This window comes from Roseibium porphyridii (assembly GCF_026191725.2).
GTDB classification, from domain to species: Bacteria; Pseudomonadota; Alphaproteobacteria; order Rhizobiales; family Stappiaceae; genus Roseibium; species Roseibium porphyridii.
The window spans coordinates 2,225,565-2,244,152 of sequence record NZ_CP120863.1 but is presented as its reverse complement, the minus strand read 5'-3'; the positions used below and the strand labels follow the sequence as shown (position 1 = coordinate 2,244,152).

General features: G+C 52.8%; 25 protein-coding genes and 1 tRNA gene. 7 read left to right on the top strand and 19 right to left on the bottom strand.

Going from position 1 to position 18,588, the window contains the following annotated elements; translation table 11 throughout:
- Positions 1–8: 8 nt before the first annotated feature.
- The 7 genes from soxB to K1718_RS10440 form a co-directional block, all read right to left on the bottom strand.
- Positions 9–1,706 (bottom strand): thiosulfohydrolase SoxB, encoded by a 1,698-nt coding sequence (gene soxB / locus K1718_RS10470; protein WP_152500869.1) that lies wholly within the window; start codon positions 1,704–1,706, stop codon positions 9–11.
- Positions 1,707–1,798: 92 nt separating this feature from the next.
- Positions 1,799–2,650 carry a sulfur oxidation c-type cytochrome SoxA gene (gene soxA / locus K1718_RS10465; RefSeq protein WP_265684358.1) on the bottom strand — a complete coding sequence of 284 codons (852 nt, stop codon included), beginning with the start codon at positions 2,648–2,650 and terminating at the stop codon, positions 1,799–1,801.
- A gap of 39 nt (positions 2,651–2,689) precedes the next feature.
- Positions 2,690–3,019 carry a thiosulfate oxidation carrier complex protein SoxZ gene (gene soxZ, locus K1718_RS10460; RefSeq protein ID WP_152500868.1) on the bottom strand — a complete coding sequence of 110 codons (330 nt, stop codon included), beginning with the start codon at positions 3,017–3,019 and terminating at the stop codon, positions 2,690–2,692.
- 25 nt (positions 3,020–3,044) lie between these two features.
- Entirely contained in the window at positions 3,045–3,467 is a 423-nt protein-coding gene (soxY, locus tag K1718_RS10455; protein WP_152500867.1) for a thiosulfate oxidation carrier protein SoxY, read from the bottom strand.
- Between the two features lie 22 nt (positions 3,468–3,489).
- Positions 3,490–3,963, bottom strand: a complete 474-nt coding sequence (gene soxX, locus K1718_RS10450) for a sulfur oxidation c-type cytochrome SoxX (RefSeq protein WP_265684357.1) — start codon at positions 3,961–3,963, stop codon at positions 3,490–3,492.
- A gap of 153 nt (positions 3,964–4,116) precedes the next feature.
- On the bottom strand, positions 4,117–4,677 hold the full coding sequence (locus K1718_RS10445; protein ID WP_265684356.1) for a thioredoxin family protein: 561 nt from the start codon (positions 4,675–4,677) through the stop codon (positions 4,117–4,119).
- 16 nt (positions 4,678–4,693) lie between these two features.
- On the bottom strand, positions 4,694–5,434 hold the full coding sequence (locus K1718_RS10440) for a cytochrome c biogenesis CcdA family protein (protein WP_265684355.1): 741 nt from the start codon (positions 5,432–5,434) through the stop codon (positions 4,694–4,696).
- A gap of 81 nt (positions 5,435–5,515) precedes the next feature.
- Between K1718_RS10440 and K1718_RS10435 the strand changes: the two genes are divergently transcribed.
- The 4 genes from K1718_RS10435 (at position 5,516) to K1718_RS10420 (ending at position 8,642) form a co-directional block, all read left to right on the top strand.
- Positions 5,516–5,884 carry a thioredoxin family protein gene (locus K1718_RS10435; RefSeq protein WP_265684354.1) on the top strand — a complete coding sequence of 123 codons (369 nt, stop codon included), beginning with the start codon at positions 5,516–5,518 and terminating at the stop codon, positions 5,882–5,884.
- 7 nt (positions 5,885–5,891) lie between these two features.
- On the top strand, positions 5,892–6,275 hold the full coding sequence (locus K1718_RS10430) for an ArsR/SmtB family transcription factor (RefSeq protein ID WP_152500863.1): 384 nt from the start codon (positions 5,892–5,894) through the stop codon (positions 6,273–6,275).
- A gap of 41 nt (positions 6,276–6,316) precedes the next feature.
- Positions 6,317–7,372 carry a YeeE/YedE family protein gene (locus tag K1718_RS10425; protein WP_152500862.1) on the top strand — a complete coding sequence of 352 codons (1,056 nt, stop codon included), beginning with the start codon at positions 6,317–6,319 and terminating at the stop codon, positions 7,370–7,372.
- A 181-nt stretch (positions 7,373–7,553) separates the two neighbouring features.
- A complete protein-coding gene (locus K1718_RS10420; protein ID WP_265684353.1) occupies positions 7,554–8,642 on the top strand; it encodes a YeeE/YedE family protein in 1,089 nt (362 codons plus the stop codon).
- 36 nt (positions 8,643–8,678) lie between these two features.
- Here K1718_RS10420 and K1718_RS10415 read toward each other — a convergent pair whose 3' ends face one another.
- Positions 8,679–9,404, bottom strand: coding sequence for a LuxR C-terminal-related transcriptional regulator (locus K1718_RS10415; protein ID WP_152500860.1), 726 nt, complete (start codon positions 9,402–9,404; stop codon positions 8,679–8,681).
- A gap of 115 nt (positions 9,405–9,519) precedes the next feature.
- On the opposite strand from K1718_RS10415, the gene K1718_RS10410 reads away from it, so the two are divergent.
- Positions 9,520–9,957, top strand: a complete 438-nt coding sequence (locus K1718_RS10410; protein ID WP_265684352.1) for a hypothetical protein — start codon at positions 9,520–9,522, stop codon at positions 9,955–9,957.
- A 39-nt stretch (positions 9,958–9,996) separates the two neighbouring features.
- The gene (locus K1718_RS10405) at positions 9,997–10,230 is read left to right on the top strand and encodes a hypothetical protein (protein ID WP_265684351.1); all 234 of its coding nucleotides are present in this window, start codon (positions 9,997–9,999) and stop codon (positions 10,228–10,230) included.
- A gap of 92 nt (positions 10,231–10,322) precedes the next feature.
- Here the strand turns inward: K1718_RS10405 and K1718_RS10400 are convergent, their stop codons facing one another.
- The 11 genes from K1718_RS10400 to K1718_RS10350 form a co-directional block, all read right to left on the bottom strand.
- Entirely contained in the window at positions 10,323–10,547 is a 225-nt protein-coding gene (locus K1718_RS10400) for a hypothetical protein (protein WP_265684350.1), read from the bottom strand.
- A gap of 58 nt (positions 10,548–10,605) precedes the next feature.
- Positions 10,606–10,911, bottom strand: coding sequence for a hypothetical protein (locus K1718_RS10395; protein WP_265684349.1), 306 nt, complete (start codon positions 10,909–10,911; stop codon positions 10,606–10,608).
- Positions 10,912–11,168: 257 nt separating this feature from the next.
- A complete protein-coding gene (locus K1718_RS10390) occupies positions 11,169–11,432 on the bottom strand; it encodes a hypothetical protein (protein ID WP_265684348.1) in 264 nt (87 codons plus the stop codon).
- Positions 11,433–11,878: 446 nt separating this feature from the next.
- On the bottom strand, positions 11,879–12,049 hold the full coding sequence (locus K1718_RS10385) for a hypothetical protein (RefSeq protein ID WP_265684347.1): 171 nt from the start codon (positions 12,047–12,049) through the stop codon (positions 11,879–11,881).
- 566 nt (positions 12,050–12,615) lie between these two features.
- Positions 12,616–13,221 carry a phage capsid protein gene (locus tag K1718_RS10380; RefSeq protein WP_285806069.1) on the bottom strand — a complete coding sequence of 202 codons (606 nt, stop codon included), beginning with the start codon at positions 13,219–13,221 and terminating at the stop codon, positions 12,616–12,618.
- 257 nt (positions 13,222–13,478) lie between these two features.
- Positions 13,479–13,898 (bottom strand): hypothetical protein, encoded by a 420-nt coding sequence (locus tag K1718_RS10375; protein ID WP_265684346.1) that lies wholly within the window; start codon positions 13,896–13,898, stop codon positions 13,479–13,481.
- Positions 13,899–13,962: 64 nt separating this feature from the next.
- Entirely contained in the window at positions 13,963–14,574 is a 612-nt protein-coding gene (locus K1718_RS10370) for a hypothetical protein (protein ID WP_265684345.1), read from the bottom strand.
- A 181-nt stretch (positions 14,575–14,755) separates the two neighbouring features.
- On the bottom strand, positions 14,756–15,028 hold the full coding sequence (locus K1718_RS10365) for a hypothetical protein (protein ID WP_265684344.1): 273 nt from the start codon (positions 15,026–15,028) through the stop codon (positions 14,756–14,758).
- Positions 15,029–15,049: 21 nt separating this feature from the next.
- Complete coding sequence (locus K1718_RS10360; RefSeq protein ID WP_265684343.1) at positions 15,050–15,319, bottom strand: hypothetical protein; 270 nt, start codon at positions 15,317–15,319, stop codon at positions 15,050–15,052.
- 15 nt (positions 15,320–15,334) lie between these two features.
- Complete coding sequence (locus tag K1718_RS10355) at positions 15,335–15,766, bottom strand: hypothetical protein (protein WP_265684342.1); 432 nt, start codon at positions 15,764–15,766, stop codon at positions 15,335–15,337.
- A gap of 310 nt (positions 15,767–16,076) precedes the next feature.
- Positions 16,077–16,152: transfer RNA gene (locus K1718_RS10350), tRNA-Lys, on the bottom strand.
- Between the two features lie 645 nt (positions 16,153–16,797).
- Here K1718_RS10350 and K1718_RS10345 point away from each other — a divergent pair.
- Positions 16,798–18,573 carry an acetolactate synthase 3 large subunit gene (locus tag K1718_RS10345; RefSeq protein ID WP_152500853.1) on the top strand — a complete coding sequence of 592 codons (1,776 nt, stop codon included), beginning with the start codon at positions 16,798–16,800 and terminating at the stop codon, positions 18,571–18,573.
- Positions 18,574–18,588 lie beyond the last annotated feature (15 nt).

Sequence of the window (18,588 nt, the reverse complement as noted above, 5' to 3'; positions counted from 1 at the left end):
TGCCTCAACTATGCGCCAATGACTTCCACACTGTTATTCGGTTTCGCAGTAACCGTACCGAGTTTGCGAATGTGATTTTCGACCACGTCCCAGATCTGCGGTCCTTCAGTGCCTTCGTTCACACTTGCCCATCCGGCGACCACATAAGATCGAGCGGGATCAATTGCTTCGCCTGAATTCAACAGGGTCAGGTTCGAAATACGGCTGCCCTGCGGTTGACCGATATCGATCCGGTAACCAAGCCCGCCAGTGCGCACCATGTCACCGCCCTGCTGGTAATAGGGGTCGGGGTTGAAGATGTTGTCGGCCACGTCTTCCAGAACCACCTTCAGAAACTCGCCGGTCATTTCGGTGCGGTAGGCCTGTCCATAGGACATGGACGTCACATTGAAGATGTCTTCGCGGGTGATGTCCTGACCGGGGATCAGCGAGGGGCCCCAGCGCACACCTGGACTAAGTGCGATTTCAGCATCGCGTTCGGAAAGCAACGCGTCGCAGATGAGGTCATCCCAGGTGCCATTGAAGTTGCCGCGCCGATAGAGAAGACTGTCGGTCTTCCCGATAACTTCGGACATCTCGGCCAGATACGGAGCTCTTTGCTCGTCAATCAGCGCAGAAACTTCAGCATCAGGTTCAATCACATCGGAAAAGATCGGAATGAGTTTGTGGCGATATCCAAGCATCTGTCCGTTGCGGATATCGAGATCGACACGGCTCACAAATTTGCCGTTGGATCCCGAGGGTACGATGATGGTCTTTCCCGACAGAACAGGTTCCGGCAATGCGTCATGCGTGTGCCCGGACAAAATGACGTCGATGCCATCGACGACCGTCGCCATCTTCTTGTCGACATCGAAACCGTTGTGGCTGAGGACAACGACACATTCCGCGCCTTCGGCTCGGACTTCGTCGACCATTGCCTGCATGTTCTCGTCCCGGATGCCGAATGCGTATTCGGGGAACATCCATCCCGGATTTGCGATCGGCATGTATGGGAAGGCCTGACCAATAACGGCAACCTTGGTGCCGCCACGTTCGAACATCTTGTAAGGAGGGAACAACTCCGTCGGTTCGTCCCATTCGACATCGAAGATGTTCTGGCCAAGCGCTGCAAACGGCAGGCTTTCCACGATTTCGTTGACACGTTCACTGCCGAGCGTGAACTCCCAATGGAATGTCATCGCGTCCGGGTTCAGAGCGTTCATGACATTGACCATGTCCTGACCTGCTGTTTTGAAACAGGTGTATGAGCCGTGCCACGTGTCGCCACCATCAAGGAGAATGGCATCCGGGCGCTCGGCCCGAATAGCCTTGATGACGGTCGCAACCCGATCAAGCCCTCCAACTCGGCCATAGGCATTTGCAAGCGATGCGAAATCTCCGGAACTCAAGGCATAATGGCTCGGGCTGCCGTCCTGGATCCCATAGAGTTTGCGAAATTGCGCGCCGGTGACGTGGGGAACAGCCCCCTTGTTGCTGCCTACGCCGATATTTTCCGAAGGCTCCCGAAAATAGATCGGCTTGAGCTGGGCATGGATATCCGTGACGTGAATGAGCGAGACGTTTCCAAAGGTATCGAATTCAAGAAGCTGGTCTTGCGTCAGCGTTTGTTGCGCCGCCAATCGAGCCCAATTGCCGAAACCGGACGCTCCGACAATTGCCGAAGCCGCCATTCCGACCTGAAGAAAGTCGCGACGCGAAATCATGTTTCCATTGGCTCCATAAAACATATGCGCATAAGTGAATATTTACAGTGTAACAAAGGGCCCCACCTGTTTGCTGGGGCCCTCAATTGGCTTTAGTTGCGGACGGACGGACCTTCAACACTCAGGCCGTTTCCGCGCGTGGCAACATAGAGTTCAAGAGCCACAAACTCCGGTGAGCCGGGTTTGTAGGTCTCCGCACGCGTATCGCGCACGCATCCCTTGAACCGTGCATGCACGGAATTCAGCTTCGTGTTTTTCAAACGATAGGTCGGGAACCCGTTGATCTGCCCCTGGCTCAGGTGATCAGCCCTGATCATCATTCCATAACTGTCTTCATGACAGTTGGCACAGGACAGCTCCAATTGGCCGGTACGCGTATAATAGAGTTCCTTGCCCTGTTCCCACGTGGCTTTGGCAGGTCCGTCGATCGCCACATCGACAGGCATTCCGCGCGAAACAGAAGATATCAGCGCGACCATATCGGTCATGTCGCCACCGGTATATTTCCATTTCTCAGCGCCCATGCGCGTTTCGCGGCAATTGTTGACCTCCATTTCAAGAGTGGTCACCTTGCCCTTGTCTTCGTTCCACTTCGGATAAACGGCACGCACACCCGCCATGTCCTCCGGAGCACCGTGACAGCTCTCACACGACTTGCCTTCAGTTCCGTCAACGGTTTCCCAATTGACCATGGCGTTTTCGACGCCGATCATGCCGGGATTGTCGAAATCGTCCATCTGAAAGGCCTGGGTTTCGTCCGAACGAAAGCGCCAGCCGGAATAGATCGTTGAAAGATTTTCAGCGTGTGCTGGTGCTTCAACCTCCGTGACGATGGAAATCTCACCATTGATTGTCAGGCTGTCGTCATCAGGGTCCGATACCGCCGTCCCCGGCATCATGACCAGTGCGGCCACCGAGCAAATTGCTATTGTCTTTTTGTGCACGCCTTCCTCCCTCTCCAAGACGTATGGTGGATCGGAAGATCAGTTGACAGTGATCTTCTTTGACGTGTCGTAGACAGATCCGTCGTCGTCATACCAAGTGAACTTGAATTCACCCGATTCCGGCACGACCGCCTCGAACTGGAAATACGGGTTCGTGGAAATGGCCGGCTCAAGCGTCACATCGATCACGTTCTGACCGTTAAAGTCTGCCGTGAAGCGATTGATGATCGAGCGCGGAATGATGTTGCCGTCATCGTCTTTACGCTGACCACTTTCCATCTTGTGGCTGATCAGCGTTTTGATCGTGATCGTCTCGCCGGCGGCGGCTTTTTTCGGGACCTTTACCCGGGGTTTCACACCAGATGCCATGATAAATCTCCTAATACCCTGGGGATCAGCCGCCGCAGCCGCCGATGGTCACTTTCACGTTTGCTTTCGCCGTCTGGAAGGATCCGTCTTCCATCTTCGCGATCGCGACGACATCCTGTGTCGTTGCAAGGCGGATACGGGTTGAAGCGCTTCGCGAGGCACTCAAGGGACCGAATTTGAAGGTCGCAACGTTTGGTACCGGGTTGCCATCGGCAAATAGCGTGACTTCCACAGCGCCCGGCGCATCGAATGCGATCGGCACCGTGTTTCCGTTTTCAGCGATTTCCGGGGCCGTCAGCGTGATCGCCCCTTCCCCAAGCTCCGCACCGCCAGTCAGCGCCGCGATCTCGTCATCGGTCGTGCTGGCAAATACGGGCAGGCTTGTCAGACTCGCCAGCGCGAAAGTGCTGGAGCCGAGCGCCAGAATTTTTCGCCGTGTCAGTTCCATGTTGGTCTCCATTTCAGGAAAGTCATTGTTCCTTGAGCGTTACAAGAAAGGCGACGACATCTTCGACTTGTTGTGCCGTCAGCAATGGCTGCACTTCGCCGCCTCCATGGGCTTCGCCTGTGTAAGCGTCTCCCAGGCGAATGAACCCTTCGGTTCTGTAAAATGAGGGCATCAGGCTGCCGTCGAACATCACTTTGGCATTGGCGACAATGCCCCGCAGTTCCGGGACGGTCCATCGATCCGCGACACCATCGAGCGGAGGTCCGATTTCGCCGTGAAATGCAAGATGGCTAAGCGCCGAAACCTGATGACAGGCAATGCAGTTTCCCGCACCCTTGTTCATGATTTCTGCCCCCACTGCGGGGTCTCCGGCCACTCCGGAAAGCGATGTTTCAACGGCTCCATCAACGAAGACAACGTCAGTTGGTTTAACCGCTTCGGCAAATGCCGTGGATGCGGTAAGCATAGCTGTGAAGCCGATAATTAGGTGTTTCATGCGCCCTCCCTCAGACGATTCTCATCGACCGTTTGTGCGACACTACATCACATATTCCTTTTTACGCAATAACAAATTCAATTAAATGAATTTATCTATCTGTTCGCAGGTGCAGCAATTTTCAGAATAAAATGTCGCCACGGAAACTGGTCGCTATTTGCCCTGATTTTCGAATTTTCGCGCATGATATTTCTGGAAAGGTTCATCGCTGTTGTAGCCTTCCTCAACCACCCAGCTCAGCATGTTCAGTGTCGTCCAGCGCCCGAATGCACCCGGCATATTTGCGACCGCCGCCTGAGTTGCCATGTCCCCCTCAGAAACCTCTTTGGGAAAGAAATAGATATTCGGGGTAAACAACGCACCCCAACGCTTGACCATGTCTTTTTCCGGCAATGTCGTGCCATCGAAATCGGTGACCTCGACATCGCCGAACATATTGATCTGCACAACAAAAAAATTGTCTTCGATGTATTGCTCTATCTCCGGCACCACGAAGACTTCCTCATGCATCTTTTGGCAATAGATGCAGCCGCGCTGCTCCACAATGACCATGAGTCGCTTGCCCTCGGCATTGGCTTCTTCAAGGTCTTCAGAAAGATCCTTGAATGTGTCGCGCATCCAGTCTGCCTTGTGGAGCCCGTCGTCTCCAATCTCGGCGGCAAACACCTGGCAGGACAGGAGGATTGCGCTTATCGCAGCAAACAAACGTGTCATCGTGATTTCTCCTCGATTAGCCAATGGCACTGAACCAGGGAACGTATTCCAGCATCCACTGAGCGATAACGTTGATGGAGTTTGTGGCGATCAGAACGCCGAAAAGGACCAGGAGAGCGCCCATGAGTTTTTCGATGAGGCCCAGATATTTGCGAAACCCTGCCATCCAGGACATGAACGGTCCGATGAAGAGCGCAGCAACAATGAAGGGAAGCGTCATTCCGACGCCATAGACGAACAGGAGAGACGCCCCCTGCCCGGCGGTCTCCTGACCCGCTGCTGTGAACAAGATGGCGGCAAGGACCGGACCGACACACGGCGTCCAGCCAAACGCGAAAGCCAGCCCAACGACAAAGGCGCCGACCAGACCGACATTCGCTGAATTGCCGGTCTCCACCCGCAGTTGCCGATAGAGAATACCGATGCGGATAACCCCAAGAAAATGCAGCCCCATGGCGATGATGATCGCGGCGGCCACCCATCTCAGCACATCGAAGTAATCGCGCACGAGCTGACCGAAAGTTGTGGCTGTGGCACCCAGCCCCATGAAAACGGTGATCACGCCCAGCGCAAAACAGCAGGCCGCAAGAAAGGCACGGAGTTTCACCGCGCCCGTGACCGCCTCCCCGCCGTCCACCTGATTCATTCCAACCCCGGCCAGGTAGCTGAGATAGAATGGTACAATCGGTAGGATGCATGGCGACAGGAATGACAGGAAACCTGCTGCCAGAGCACCAAAAAAGCTAATCTCGAACATGGAATGAGCTGCTTCTCAGCTTGATATATTCATAAATTAGATTATGATTAAGTGTGCGGGTTCGTCAATCGGGGACACATATTGACTTTCATAAAGGCGCTCTTCGTTCTGCTGCTTGCGTTTGCGCCAGCTTCCGCAGCGGCGGAAACATACTTGCTCATGGCTGAGGAAGACGCCTGCTATTGGTGCGCCAAGTGGGATGAAGAGATCGCACATATCTACCCCAAGACGGCAGAAGGCAAGACAGCTCCGCTCAAACGCTATGATTTGTATAGCGAAAAACCCGAAGTCACCTTTGACAAGAAGGTCCGCTTCACACCAACCTTCATTCTCGTGCAAAATGGCGTCGAGGTCGGTCGAATCGAAGGATACCCCGGTGAGGATTTTTTCTGGAGCCTGCTCGGCATGATGTTCAGCAGGGCAAATATTCCACTGGAACAGACAGGTTGAGCAAATTATGACTGCTGACGTGCCAGGCACACCCGAAAACTCAACCAAAAGCGCTTCTCGCTTGCCGGTATTCGACGCCGATATGTGCGCCGAAGACATGGACAGGATGATGAAGAACGCCCAGCGTGCATCCAATTTCCTGAAGGCCATCAGCCACGAAGGCAGGCTGATGATCCTGTGCCACCTGGCATCGGGAGAAAAATCGGTCGCCGAACTGGAAAACCTGCTTTCTGCACGACAGGCCGCCGTTTCGCAGCAACTGACGCGCCTGCGTCTGGAGGGTCTGGTGACACCTCGCCGCGAAGGCAAGGCGATCTACTACAGCTTGACAGACAATCGCCCGAAGCAAATCATGGAAGTCGTTTATGACCTGTTCTGCCGAGAGGAATAACCGTACGCGTTAGCAGCGCCCGGTTATGGGAGGAGCCGGACTTGCTTGAGGTTCTCGGAGAAGCCAACTTGGTTGCGCTCATTGGTCTCCTGGGTGGAATTGCCCTGGGCCTGGCTGCGCGCATCGGAAGGTTTTGCACACTCGGCGCCATTGAGGATTTCCTCTATGGGTCGGATGACGGCCGCCTGCGCATGTGGGCGTTTGCGATCGGTATCGCAATCATCGGCTCGCATATCGCAATGTCTACCGGTTACCTTGAAGGCGCGAGCACAGCCTATCTGGACAGGGTTTGGAACCCGCTTGGATCCATCATTGGAGGCTTGTTGTTCGGCTATGGAATGGCGCTCAGCGGCAACTGTGGCTATGGAGCACTCGCGCGCCTTGGCGGCGGCGATCTGAGAGCCTTTGTCATTGTCCTTGTTATGGGCTTGTCCGCCTATTTCGTGATGTCCGGCCCTTTGGCTCACTTCCGCGTCTGGCTTTTCCCGGTCGAAACGGGCGCTCAAACGCCGCAAGGGGTCAGCCAGTTTTTTGAAGCCAGTTTCGGTGTCGCACCTGTCGTCACCGGGGTCATTGTTGGCGGTCTGATCATCGCATTCACGCTCAGCAGCTCCGCTTTCCGAAAATCTCCGCACCTGATCTTCTGGGGCGCTGTTGTTGGCCTTGCCATCGTCTCCGGATGGGTCGGGACCTATTGGGTCGCCATGACGGGTTTTGAGGCGGAACCTATCGAGACACACACATTCGCAGCCCCCATTGGTGACACCATTTATTACGGCATGACCGCATCCGGGAACACACTGTCCTTTAGCGTCGGATCGGTTGTCGGCGTCATTATCGGTGCGTTTCTGGGCTCTTTTTCCAAAGGACACTTCCGGTGGGAGGCCTGCGAGGACCCGCGCGAACTGCGCCGGCAGATCACCGGGGCTGCGATCATGGGACCGGGTGCGATCCTGGCGATCGGCTGCAGTGTCGGGCAGGGAATTTCCGCGTTTTCCGTTCTGGCTTTCAGTGCTCCGGTAACGTTCCTTGCAATATTTGCAGGCGCGGCGTTCGGCCTCAAGCAACTCATCACCGGCTTTGCTCCGGCTGAATAGTCCAATCCATCCCGCTTGAATGCCTGTTAATCGCAATCGCGTTCCTTGCAATATTCATATTCATAATATCGAATTTTTCTATACTTCCTTGAGTTCGGTCAATGCGCACCCGGGTTCGAGTCTCAAAACTGAAGGGACATTCAACAACTGAAAGCACCCGACCCGCAGCAGAGGACTGATCATGGACCTGACCCATATCCTTGACAGACTTTCAGAACCGACGGTGCTTTTGCTTGGCGGACTTCTGGTTGGTGTGCTGTTCGGTGCGCTCGCACAGCAAAGCCGCTTCTGTTTGCGCGCCGCTGCGTTGGAGTTTTCACGGCGCCGGCCCGCAGACCGTCTGCCAATCTGGCTCCTGGCTTTTTCAAGCGCCTTGATTGCCACACAGCTTCTGGCACGTTTCGGTGAAATCGATACCGGAGAAACCCGCCAGCTCGCCTCTCCCCAAAGCCTCTCCGGTGCCTTGATTGGGGGGCTGATGTTCGGCGCCGGCATGGTCATGGCCCGCGGATGCGCAAGTCGTCTTCTGGTGCTTTCTGCGACTGGAAACCTGCGTGCCCTGCTGTCCGGGCTGGTATTTGCCGTTGTCGCCCAGGCAAGCCTTTACGGCAGCCTCAAACCAATGCGGGACTGGCTGTCCAATCTTTGGACAACGGTAGACACCGGTGGCAACAATCTGAGCTATTTTCTGGGCATGACGGACAGCGCCATATTCCTCTTCGGCAGTCTCTGGTTCCTAGCCGGTCTCGCATTCGCCTGGCGCAACCGCAGCTCCATTTGGCAAACGGCAGCGGCCATAGGGGCCGGCCTCACGGTTCCGCTGGCGCTGTGGTTCACCACCTCCATGACACGACAGGCGTTTGATCCGGTCCCGGTTGACGGCGTAACGTTTACCGGCCCCTCTGCCGACATGCTGATGCGCTTCCTGTCCTCCCCGTTCGAAGGAATAGACTTCAACACCGGCCTTGTACCCGGCGTGTTCCTCGGCTCGTTTCTGGCGGCGTTTTTGACAAGACAACTCCTCTTGCAGGGTTTTGAAAGCGGCCCCTCCATGGCCCGGTATCTAACCGGTGCAGCACTGATGGGGTTTGGCGGCATGCTGGCAGGAGGTTGCGCCGTTGGAGCCGGCATCACAGGGGCGTCCATCTTCGCAGTCACGGCGTGGCTGACATTGATCGGAATTTGGATGTCCGCCGTGGTCACCGACCATGTGTTCAGTCAGCTGTCCGTTTTCTCAAGAATGGGACCGGCCCACGCAAGTTTCGACTGACAGGCGCACGGCGCACAAGGCCTGCCAGGGCACTTGCTAAAGGTGTATGCGCCCCGTGACGATTGCAGTCGCGAGCGCTTGCTCGCGCGTACGCGCTCCGAGCTTTGCCCGTGCGTTGCGCAAATGCAGATCGACCGTGACCGCCTGGATTGACATATGCTCGGCAATCCGGGCAGTTCTGAAGCCCTTGGCCAGCAAAAGAAGACATTCACGCTCCCGGTTGCTCAGGCTGGCTTGCGACAGGTTCTCCAGGCGTCCGATCTTGTGGTGCGCGATCGCCGCACAGATGTGAAGCAGTGTGCCAAACTGTTCGTTGACCGCCTCAATGTCTGGCCGTGACAAGTCGCTGACAAGGTTCCACCCTTTGACAACCGGGTCGTCCTCTCGCGACATTCTGAGCGCAATCCCGGACGTCAGCCCATGTTCCTCGGCCCGGCGAATGACAGCAATGTCTTCCTCGGTCAGATACGCATGATCCGGCAAAAAGTGTATTCCGGTCATGAACTGGCTGGGCAGATTGGGCGCGTAAATGAAGAGCGGGTCGCGCTCGTAGTCTTTTTGCTTGAAGTAAGCAGCCTTCCATTCGGTCAACTGATCGGAAAACCAGATATCATTGGCAGTCGGCACGACATCTCGTCTGCGCTGTCCGTAGACCGCTCCCTTGAAACCGAAACTTTCAAAAAAACCGATCGTTTTTTCCCAAGCTGCCTGTGGGCTATCGGCCGACAAGACTTGGTCGGCAAACTGCTCCAGTTTCTTCATTTCTTGTCGATCTTCTCCCGGACTAAATGACTGTTTTAGGCGCTCAGCTAATGAAATCCATAGCTTGAGCGTTTTTTACGCCGCGTTAGTGTCGATGCAGAGAGAAGGATTTTCTGTGATCACACAAGTCAAGAACCGCTCAAAAGTCGAGCTTCATTTAAACACAAAAGTGTTTTCCCCAATTCGCAAAGCCCTCCAGCCCGGCATATTATCCGGTATTTTCGGGGCTTTTGCCTTTGTGCTTCTGCCAGCGTCATCTGCTGAAGCAGCTGAATGCGAAATCATTTCCGACGTCAGTCTTTACTATGAACGCCTGGAACAGGCGATCATGCTGATGGAATACAAAGACATCGTGGTGCGTGCGACTGACGGCAAAATTCGGTGCGAAGAAGACGCCGGCAACGCGCGGCAAGTGTGTTCTGTCGAAGGCTCCGGCGAAATGCTGATCGATTCTGAACGAGGCACTTTCGTTGTGCGCCTGCCCGCAGACACCGTGAGCGAAGTTCAGATCTATCAGACAGGTGATCTTTCCTGTGGCCCGAAATCGAACTGACGTCTTGCAAGCATCCATTTCATTCAAGGAAACACGACCATGAAGATGCTGTGCCTTGCAGCACTGACCCTGTCACTGTCCGCCGCGGTTTCAGTAGCCAGCGAAACAGACACCAAACTAACCTGCGAAAAGCTGGTCGCGCTCTATATCGAATTGGGAAAAAGCTCAGGTCAGGCCGTCAGCAAGGAAGCAGCGCGCGCAGCCGTGATGTCCGAAAACCCAAGCGACGCAGACTGCGCCGCAATGCTGGCTCTCTTTTCCAAACAGAAATGACGGGAACATGAAGGTTCGATCGTATCTGCAGTACGGCAAAGACGGAAAATACGATCAAGTCCGCCTGTACCCTTGAGCAGTTTGGTGGCTCCTCAGTTGTCATCCACAATAACGAAACGCTCGACGCGCCCGTCAGGATGAACGGCACGAAATTCGTTCTCTGGAACTGACGGGTCCGCGCGGAGGCAGAGCGACGGCATCTTGCCTTCGAGCCGATCAACCTCGCGCTGCCACTGGTCTCGCATGGAGCGGGCGAAAGCCAGTTCACTCTGTGTTTGATCGTGCCAACCCTTAAGAAGGGTGTGCTTGTCGAACACGGTGTCCGCTCCTTAGAATTCTCAATTAGTTTTGTAACTCGGCGACTGGCTGTTCATTTTAAGAGATGTTTAGTCGCATACTTTTGCCAATGAACCAGCCAGCGTGAACGATCAAGGGGGACAACAACAAAAACACCGGAGCCGCAAAAATATATGAAAGACCCAGCATGTTCGGACCGCTTTTTCCCGGAATGAGAGAAAAACTCAGAAACAGAATTGCTAGGAGAGAAATAGGAACGCTAAACATCGCGACCACTTTTGAACCCGAACCAGATTTTTGACGACGAGCAAATATTCCATTTACAAAACCAATAGCAAAAAACAAATATGGGCCGAACAGAAGAAGATACACTAAACTTTCCATCGTATACTCGGCTCCTTTGATTTCACCAAAATTTCAAAGTCTATGACGCCCAAATTGTAAGAAGCCAATAAACAGAGAAAATGCAGCCAGCCAGCACCAATATGGCGGCAACGAACGCTGCAAACGAAGCCAGTTCCTTCATCGGGCTTTTCAAAGAGCCAACACGAAGCAACTTGGTCAATCCCGAAACAATCAAAAGAAATAAAACGAGGAAAATGGCTGGGAGAATAATTTCCATGCTCTCAGATTACCGCTCGCTAATACTGAATGATTTTTTTGTAAATTACTGGCTGTCCATTTCGGACAAGCGCAACACCTTCATGTCCCGTAAGCGGACCGCGCACCTGACTACAACACAGCCACACTTGGTCACCATCCTTCATTTCACTGTAAACCGGCGATAGTTTTTCTTTCAACATATCGAGATCGCGAACATCACTCGAAATATGCTCCGACAAGGGACCAAAAATCTTCAGAAGCCAATCTGCAATTTCTTGCAAAGTGACTTCTTTGGTTAGCACGATATCTTTGGGGTTTCGGCGGACTTGTCTCGACGAGGACCTCGTTATCACTACGTCGGCTCCTTATGAGTCACGTTTGTTTCTGGTCTGTACGCCGTGCAATTAGCTAACACCCACTACAGCAGCCTTCACTGCGTAAACGCCGACCAAAAATAGGACCCAAGCAGACAATCCCGACACGATTGCAAGGATCTGAAAAACTATCGCTGCACGCCACCAAGACACAGAAGAGATAGTTTCTTTTACGTAAGGGTGCTCGTATTGAAGGCTCTTCATTGCTGAGCTTGTCGCAACACAATAATTTGCGAAGTAAGCCATTCCAATACCAAGCGCACTCATTGCGACGCCCCAAGCAAACCACATTAGCGGAGAAGAAAACTTTTCTAGAGCAACGCTCATTACCTTGTCGTCTACTGATACTAGTCTACCCATGAAGGCTAGCATTGTTACGGCAGCAGCACCGTTAATGAGCACCCAGCTTTTAAGGCATGAACACCTGAGTCTGTCGCCGCCTTTGCCGTCGCTAAACGATATTCTTTTTCGTCGTCGAAAAACTTTTCAGCAACCGAGCGCTTTTGTTCATGATCCCAGCGTCTCCGCGCTTCTTCATCGTCCATAATGTTCGGCTCCTAATTAGACACAGCCAACCCCGCCGAACTTGATTGTGTTCAGCAAATGTCGTGTCCGGTGTGTGCGTTAAATTTTCAATTTGCAGGATCAATGTCCCGACTGTGCACCTACCACCTCAAAGCAACCATACGGTGAATCACTTTACGCGCACAGCGACTGAATTTGCCATTCAAAACTTAGCCATGCACATGGGGGAATATAATGCGGTTTGTAAAAGACAGCACCGCCTTACTTTTGATTAGTCTACTGACTGCGTGCCAAACGGTCGTTTCTTCGAATCCCAAAAATGTTTTGATCCAATACGATCCGAATTTTCCTAGAAAAATGGCTGAGTTGGGACAGGCAGAGTGCCAAAAGTACGGTAAAGACGCTGTGCTTATAGACACTATCCGTGGAACACGGTCTGTCTTTTCCAACCGCTTCTTTCAGATGTGAATAACCAAAAAGCAGTACTTCAGGATGAAGCTGACAATGACCTCAGCTTCATCTATTGGCCTCGTATCCGCTCCTTATGAGTCACGATCTTTTTTGCGCTCTCGGTCCATTTGCGCGCCTAGAGATCCTGCGCCTCCTCCTCTTCAAACAAGAACCAATTGACGCCGTTCCAGAACCGCGTATCGGTTGCCTTCACAAAAGGGATGTCGCTGCCGACATGATAGGCACTGTTGACCACCTTGTTTCCAAGCAACTGGTTCCATTGCAGCGATGGCAGACCGCAGTAAACGTTGCCGTCCCAGGGAACTTTATCTTGCTGAAGAACGGAACAGAGCGTCAGCGCATTGGCTGCATTGAAAGCTCCGGCCGAAAAGTCCAGACCGGCTGCAGCACTCGTGTGTTTTGCCGCCATGACTTGATAGATTTCGATATCGGTCGCACGGCCGAGTGCCAAAGCACCGGTCTCATAAACGATCTCGCGTTCGTCGATCGACATGCGATCCAGATCCCACTCTTCGACTTCGTCGAAGGCGGTCCAGGTGTACATGTCGACTTCGAACTTTTTCCGGGCGGAACCGGAAGGCGTGTTCTGCTGGTTGCGATCCTTCTTTTCGGCTTTCATTTTGCCGGCAAGATAGAAGATCGCCTTGCTGGAGCCCTTAAACCTGACGGCAGGTGAAACAGTCGGCCGGAGACGGTTGCCCCGCTCCTGGTAGATATGCATGGCCCGGCTTGGATATTGGGTCCGGAATCATTCAGGTGCCTGCGCACTCATCGCGATTACCTCGATGTTGATTGAACTGAAAAACACCGGGGCTGGAGAGGCCACTTACGCGCGTAGGTCCGATCATCGGAGAAGGCCACGCCGCTTGCAGGTCCGCCCTTGGCAAAGAAGAGCCTAAGCGCGGGCGGCTAAAGTCAACCTACAAAACTACCGTCGCAATTGAACTAATTTGGAAAAAATCAAATGACTGCAATGAACTATTTTTCGCTAATGCAGTGTTCTTGAGGCGTGTGAGTAATAGAAGTCATACTCAATGGAGCAGTAATATAACCACTGTATTGATAGGGTCTATAATGTAGGTAATTTTTGGTTATCTTCTTTATAGATACTGCTACTTCCTCATACTTATAACCACCATTTTCATCATGCTCCACAATGCGCCAAATGTTGTTTAGAGTAGTCGGCACAAAATATGGATCAATACAACCGTCTCCTCCGGTACCGTCAATGTCCGGAAAGTCGCAGTTGTTTCCAAAAACTATCGTATCTCCTACCTGCCATTTCCGTTTAATAATCCGACCTGAGCATTCAATATCAAATGAATACCCACGAGAATCGACGCTTACTGCTCTACCTGCGAACGCACCTTCGTCGTCGATTTTGATGAAGTCAGCCAACGACGTCACACTACTAAAGACAACGAATATAATCACAATTAGGAAACGCACAGCAAAACCCCATTTACCGAAGCCTCTCAATGGGACTATTATGACTATAGTAGTCGCCTGATGACAACCCTACATGGTACAAGGGTATTTTGGGTCTCTTTGCTTTGATGCTTGGAGCAACAAATAACACCAATTTACTTTGATGTTGCCGCAATATTAGTATTTTCCTGCCTCTGTCTTTCAGACTTTGGAAAAACTTCGACTTATCAGCATCAGCGGAATGAAAAACCAGTATTTCTTGCAAGCTCGTTGATTCCAAATACATATCTGACGACGCATCTTTCACAGCACGATCAATGGCCTCGATCCATCCAACAAAAAAGACAATCAACATAGCAGGAACCACTAAATAATCGCGATTAATACTTAGGCGACGTATCTTCAGTATAAAATTTATTCTAAGTAAAAGAATAAGAATAACAGCAATCATATAAATAAGAAAGAAAGATAATTCTTTACCAAGTAAGGAAATTCCTCGATAGGCAATGTGATTTGCATCAAAGCTAATATCAACAACTCGAACACCAAACTCTTGGTAGTAGTAAACAAGATAGACGAACCCGAAAAATACCACAAAAAACATAAAGAAAAGAATTTGGTCGACGAGCTTTTGAACTGAGATCATTACTGCCTCCCGTGATCAGTTAAAGCGCTCAATTGCAACTCAGTAAAATTGCACTGAATATATAAAACCATTAAATGTTCGAATGCACATGTGCGGTTGAACTTTGCTGTCATAACTATAAAAATGTAATTTCTGGTAGAGATCCAGTCAAATAGCAGTTTTTGAAGCAATCGAAAGCGTACTACTTCTTCCGATTGCAGGCTTCATCGTACCGTTTGCGCAACTCCGGATCATAGCGTTTGTCAGGATCGGGATGACTGCGATTGCGCGGATCGATGCGAGGATCCGCATGCAGTTTTTTGACATCGTCATCTGTCAGTTGCCCCTGACTGCCGCCCTCGCCGCTGACACGGATCCCGTTTTCGTTCAGCCGACCGGAAAGGCCTTGGAGCAGAAAATACCCGGCCGCCGTATCTGTCAAGGAAACCAGCAGTGCCTGGACATCAGCTTTCATGCTTTCCGGCACGCCTTTAAGCTAATTGCCGAGTCCAGTTGCAAACGCCTCCGTGTTGGTGAGCGCTTCCGTTGCGGCTTTCTGATCCATGCCACTTGCCGTCATAAAGGACTTGACCTCAGAAGCTGGATCAAGCGGCTGCGTCAACATGCCAGCATCGGCCATCGGCCCATAAACACCACCAATAAACTTTTTGCAGCTGTTCTGAACTAAGGACCGTTCTCTATAAGAAGTTATTCGATCGGGACCGAGATCGGTTCCGTTGTTAAGTTGCGCTTTCTCAAATTGCATAAAAACGCGGCAGTTTCATCTCTTCGGCATCCTGCTACAGACAACACGGAGCTTTTCCTCGCTGACGAAACGCTCACCAGAACCGCGAGACCCTATGGAATAGACGTAAAAGCCGTGGGCGTCCGAAACCGTATCATCTGGAATGAGGATGATCGGGGAGCGATTGTCCGAATGGTTGGTCTCGACAAAGAACTGAGCATCTTCGATTGACGAAAAGATCGCCGCCAATCGTTCATCACCATGCATTCCCTCTAAAACGAAACTGTTCTCTTCGAACTCGACTTTATGGAGGACAAAATCCATTGGGGGGCCGAAGACCGTCAAACACACATTGTCGCCATTACAAACGGCGCGAGGGCTGCAATTCCAGGGCGGCGGCCCCGGATCCATTATCGCCATTGCAGCCGATGAAAAAAACAAGGAAGAAAGTAACAATGCCAATCTCATGGCGAAAACATCCGATCTTTTGACGTGCAATATTTTTGGGCGTTATCTGCGTCTAGGCTCCTCATTAGCAAAGTGAAATTTCAATTTACACGAAACAAAGGATCCCAAATCAACTCGCGATCAATCTTTGGCGGTATTGGCAAATCACTTTAGATGCGCTTTACACTGAGCGCCTTGCTTTTGGAGCTAAAAATCAGACAGAATATGAGGAATCGTGCGAATTCACACGCATCCACATATTCCCGCCTTGTTCACGGCGCACAAATTGCGCATTCTCGTGAAAAGCACTTCTATTTCAAAAAGAAAGACTTGGTGGGTGAGTGGGGGCTCGAACCCCAGACCCGCTGATTAAGAGTCAGCTGCTCTACCAACTGAGCTACACACCCATCGTCGCGTTCACCGCACATATGCGGTTCGCAAGGAGATGCGCTGTATATAGGGCGTGCTGCATCAAAGCAATGGAATTTGGGACACTTTTTTGAAGAACGGACGACAGAGATACGACAGGATCAAGCTCCGGGGTGCTTTGAGCAAAGATTGCAATCTGATCGGATGCTTGCCGTAACATTCAAAAACATCTGCGATCTTTAGCGCAATAATCGAAATTGGGGCTTGACCCGCCAAATCCGCCTCACTAGGGTGCAGCGCATCAAGACCGGGCGGACAGCCTGGCTTGTGTCATGGATCCAGAGGCTGAAAGAGGCCGATTGATCAAGGCGGTACGAAAATGTGCCACACTGTCCAAAACCGGGCCTCAAACGCCCGCAAGCATCAAAGGACCGGGACGACATGATGATGTCGCTCATTCTAGTAGTGGTAGGAAAGCGCGCCTCCGCGGCGGGATAATCCCGGACGGACAGGATGGCGCGCGACCAAGGCTCCCCAAGGGGCCTTTTTTTGTACCCCCCTCCTGACAGCGCTTCCAAAAAGACCCAACCGGACCTTTGACGCTGCATGCGGATGAGGAAACAACAAGAACTGACGAGCCAAAACCTGACTGTTTCAGGTGCTTGAATTGAGGACGAGAACGAATGACACGGGAAATGACCGGCGCCGAAATGGTCATACAGGCGCTGAAAGACCAGGGAGTTGACACGATCTTCGGCTACCCGGGCGGTGCAGTGCTTCCCATCTATGACGAGATCGTTCAGCAGGAAGGCCTTGAGCACATTCTTGTGCGCCACGAGCAGGGCGCCGGCCACGCGGCCGAAGGATATGCCCGCTCCACCGGCAAACCAGGTGTTGCGCTGGTCACGTCCGGCCCTGGCGCGACCAACATGGTCACCGCACTGACCGATGCCATGCTCGACAGTATTCCGCTCGTCTGCATTTCCGGGCAGGTCCCAACCCACCTGATTGGCAACGACGCCTTTCAGGAATGCGACACGGTTGGCATCACCCGTCCCTGCACCAAGCACAATTGGCTGGTGCGCAACGTCGACGACCTGCCGCGCATCCTGCACGAGGCCTTTTATGTCGCAACTTCCGGCCGTCCAGGTCCGGTTGTTGTCGATGTCCCAAAAGACGTTCAGTTTGCGACCGGAACCTATCAGGGTCCGACGCCAAACCCCGCGGCTGCGCACAAAAGCTACCGTCCGCAGGTTAAGGGCGACGCCGCAGGCATTCGCCATGCTGCCGAATTGATGGCAGCTGCGAAGAAACCGATCCTTTATACGGGTGGCGGGGTGATCAACTCCGGAACGCAAGCCTGCCAGCTGCTGCGTGAACTGGTTTCGCTGACCGGCTTCCCGATCACATCGACATTGATGGGTTTGGGTGCTTATCCGGCTTCCGGGGACAACTGGCTCGGCATGCTGGGCATGCACGGCACGTTTGAAGCCAACATGACGATGCATGACTGCGACCTGATGGTGTGCATCGGCGCGCGTTTCGATGACCGCATCACCGGGCGCACCGATGCGTTCTCGCCGAACTCGCGCAAGATCCATATCGATATCGACCCCTCTTCGATCAACAAAACCATCAATGTCGATCTGCCGATCATTGGCGACGTCGGTCATGTGCTTGAGGATCTGGTGCGCATCTGGCGCTCTTCGTCCTTGAAGGCGGATGAAAGCGCGATGAAAGCCTGGTGGGAGCAGATCGATGCGTGGCGGGCGCGCAATTCACTTGCCTATAAGCCCAATTCCGACGTGATCATGCCGCAGCACGCGATCCAGCGTCTTTATGAACTGACCAAGCACCGCAAGACCTTCATCTCCACCGAGGTCGGTCAGCACCAGATGTGGGCGGCGCAGTTTTACGGCTTCGAAGAGCCGAACCGCTGGCTCACGTCCGGCGGGCTTGGAACCATGGGCTACGGTCTGCCTGCGGCCATTGGCGCTCAGGTTGCCCATCGCGATGCACTTTGCGTGGACATTGCCGGAGATGCCTCGATCCTGATGAACATTCAGGAGATGTCGACTGCCGTTCAATACGGCCTGCCGGTCAAGGTCTTCATCCTGAACAACCAATATATGGGCATGGTGCGTCAGTGGCAGCAACTGCTGCACGGCAACCGCTTGTCCCATTCCTATACCGACAGCCTGCCCGACTTCGTCAAGTTGGCAGAAGCTTATGGCGGTGTCGGTTTCCGGGTGGAAAAACCGGCTGATCTGGACGGTGCCATCGAAGAAATGATCGCAATCGACAAACCGGTCCTTTTTGACTGCCGCGTCGCCAATCTCGCCAATTGTTTCCCGATGATCCCCTCGGGCAAGGCTCACAATGAAATGCTGCTGCCGGACGAAGCCAACGACGAAGCAGTTGCCAACGCAATCAGTGCTGAAGGCAAATCTCTCGTCTAAGGCGACCAGGCAAAG

Coding starts and splice junctions, on each gene's coding strand:
- soxB (WP_152500869.1), bottom strand. CDS start 1,706: ATGATTTCGCGTCGCGACTTTCTTCAGGTCGGAATGGCGGCTTCGGCA.
- soxZ (WP_152500868.1), bottom strand. CDS start 3,019: ATGGCATCTGGTGTGAAACCCCGGGTAAAGGTCCCGAAAAAAGCCGCC.
- soxY (WP_152500867.1), bottom strand. CDS start 3,467: ATGGAACTGACACGGCGAAAAATTCTGGCGCTCGGCTCCAGCACTTTC.
- soxX (WP_265684357.1), bottom strand. CDS start 3,963: ATGAAACACCTAATTATCGGCTTCACAGCTATGCTTACCGCATCCACG.
- K1718_RS10445 (WP_265684356.1), bottom strand. CDS start 4,677: ATGACACGTTTGTTTGCTGCGATAAGCGCAATCCTCCTGTCCTGCCAG.
- K1718_RS10440 (WP_265684355.1), bottom strand. CDS start 5,434: ATGTTCGAGATTAGCTTTTTTGGTGCTCTGGCAGCAGGTTTCCTGTCA.
- K1718_RS10430 (WP_152500863.1), top strand. CDS start 5,892: ATGACTGCTGACGTGCCAGGCACACCCGAAAACTCAACCAAAAGCGCT.
- K1718_RS10420 (WP_265684353.1), top strand. CDS start 7,554: ATGGACCTGACCCATATCCTTGACAGACTTTCAGAACCGACGGTGCTT.
- K1718_RS10415 (WP_152500860.1), bottom strand. CDS start 9,404: ATGAAGAAACTGGAGCAGTTTGCCGACCAAGTCTTGTCGGCCGATAGC.
- K1718_RS10405 (WP_265684351.1), top strand. CDS start 9,997: ATGAAGATGCTGTGCCTTGCAGCACTGACCCTGTCACTGTCCGCCGCG.
- K1718_RS10395 (WP_265684349.1), bottom strand. CDS start 10,911: ATGGAAAGTTTAGTGTATCTTCTTCTGTTCGGCCCATATTTGTTTTTT.
- K1718_RS10385 (WP_265684347.1), bottom strand. CDS start 12,049: ATGGACGATGAAGAAGCGCGGAGACGCTGGGATCATGAACAAAAGCGC.
- K1718_RS10380 (WP_285806069.1), bottom strand. CDS start 13,221: ATGCATATCTACCAGGAGCGGGGCAACCGTCTCCGGCCGACTGTTTCA.
- K1718_RS10370 (WP_265684345.1), bottom strand. CDS start 14,574: ATGATCTCAGTTCAAAAGCTCGTCGACCAAATTCTTTTCTTTATGTTT.
- K1718_RS10365 (WP_265684344.1), bottom strand. CDS start 15,028: ATGAAAGCTGATGTCCAGGCACTGCTGGTTTCCTTGACAGATACGGCG.
- K1718_RS10360 (WP_265684343.1), bottom strand. CDS start 15,319: ATGCAATTTGAGAAAGCGCAACTTAACAACGGAACCGATCTCGGTCCC.
- K1718_RS10355 (WP_265684342.1), bottom strand. CDS start 15,766: ATGAGATTGGCATTGTTACTTTCTTCCTTGTTTTTTTCATCGGCTGCA.
- K1718_RS10345 (WP_152500853.1), top strand. CDS start 16,798: ATGACACGGGAAATGACCGGCGCCGAAATGGTCATACAGGCGCTGAAA.